Annotated in this window: 1 protein-coding gene and 1 pseudogene; both read left to right on the top strand. The window is 71.9% G+C overall.

Annotation, left to right across the window (positions count from 1 at the left end; genetic code table 11):
- Positions 1–258: pseudogene (locus tag AB0N07_RS50855) on the top strand (hypothetical protein); the annotation flags it as partial.
- Positions 259–353: 95 nt separating this feature from the next.
- On the top strand, positions 354–1,560 hold a 1,207-nt coding region (locus tag AB0N07_RS50850), incomplete at its 3' end, for an alpha/beta fold hydrolase (protein WP_365847780.1).

The following is a 1,560-nucleotide window of genomic DNA, read 5'->3' as shown; positions in this document are numbered from 1 at the left end:
GACATCCGCCGGCTGGACATGGAGGCCTCGCCGTACGAGCTGACCGGGGTGGACGACCTCTCCGACGGGCGCGGCGGCTACGCGGCCGTGCGGATCGAGGAGCCGGCCGGGCGCGCCGAATACGCGCGGCGACAGCGCGAGTTCGCCGAGCGGGGGCAGGCGCTGCGGGCGCGGCTGTTGGCAATGTTGGACGCGGCCGTGGGGGCGGCCCCCGGGACCCGGCCGGACACCGAGTGGACTTCCAGCGCGCGTCCATGATTACGATGGCTTCCACACAGGCTGTGAGGCGCATCACTCGCGTCATCCGGTGACCGCCCCGGCCCTCTCCGCACCGAACGACTCGAGGACCTGACGTGACCAGAACCGTTCCAGCTCGCCGCCGCACCACGCTCGCCGCCGCCGTCGCGGCCGTCTCACTCGCCATCACGGCCGCCGCCCCCGCGCTCTCCGCACCCGGCAACGGCAACGGCAACGGCAAGGGGTCCGTATCGCAGGGCCAGGCCCGCTCCAACGACCTCTCCGCCACGCGCGGCAACAAGGTCAACGACGCCGCCGCGCTCGCGCCGCACCTCGTGGGCCAGACGCTGGACTGGGAGGCCTGCGACTTCGGCAGCGAGAGCCTCAACGCCCGGTTCAACGCGATCCCCGGCACCGCGTGCGCCGACGTCATGGTGCCCCGCGACTGGAAGAACCCCGAGGACGGCCACACCATCACCCTGCGCGTGGCCAAGACCGAGACCTCGAAGGGCAACCCGGAGCGCCAGGGCATCGCGCTGGTCAACCCCGGCGGCCCGGGCGGCTCGGGCCTGCCCTGGGGCCCCGCCATGGCCGAGCGCGCCCCGGAGCTCGCCGAGCAGTACGACTTCATCGGCTTCGACCCGCGCGGCGTGGGCCAGTCCACCGCCCTGGAGTGCACCTACACGCCGAACCCCGAGCACGACGTGTGGCAGGACACGAAGGCCCAGGTCGACGCGTGCCTCGAGAACGAGCTCACCCCGTACATCACCACCGAGCAGACCGTGTACGACATGGACTTCATCCGCGCCGTCCTGGGCGAGGAGAAGACCTCCTACATCGGCTACTCGTACGGGACCTGGCTGGGCAGCTGGTACCAGCGCGTGTTCCCGCAGCACGCGCACCGGTTCCTGCTGGACTCCGCCGTGGACATCTCCCGTGACGGCCTCCAGACCACCTGGGACCTGCAGCCGCGCTCCCGCGACCGTCAGTTCCAGGACGCGATGCTCCCCTACGTGGCCCGGCACGACGAGATCTTCGGCCTCGGGGACGACCCGATGCAGATCCGGCAGCGCTGGGAGGACGGCGGCGGCACCCGCACGCAGCTCGGCATGATCGTCGCCGGCTCGTTCCTGCTGCCCGCCATGTATGACACGTCCCAGTACATGAGCGCCGGGGCGGTCATCGCCGCCTACATCCGCATCATGGAGTCCGAGGCCGCGGCCACGGACCCCGCGGGGCAGCGCGCCCAGATCGAGCGCATTCTGGCCGAGGCCCGTGCGTCGCTGCCGACCGAGGAGCGCGACTCCTTCGACCGCTTCGCCG

Origin of the sequence: Streptomyces sp. NPDC051172, assembly GCF_040682555.1 — a bacterium.
Lineage (GTDB): Bacteria > Actinomycetota > Actinomycetes > Streptomycetales > Streptomycetaceae > Streptomyces.
The sequence above is the reverse complement of the archived record's forward strand: the minus strand, read 5'-3'. Positions and strand labels throughout refer to the sequence as shown.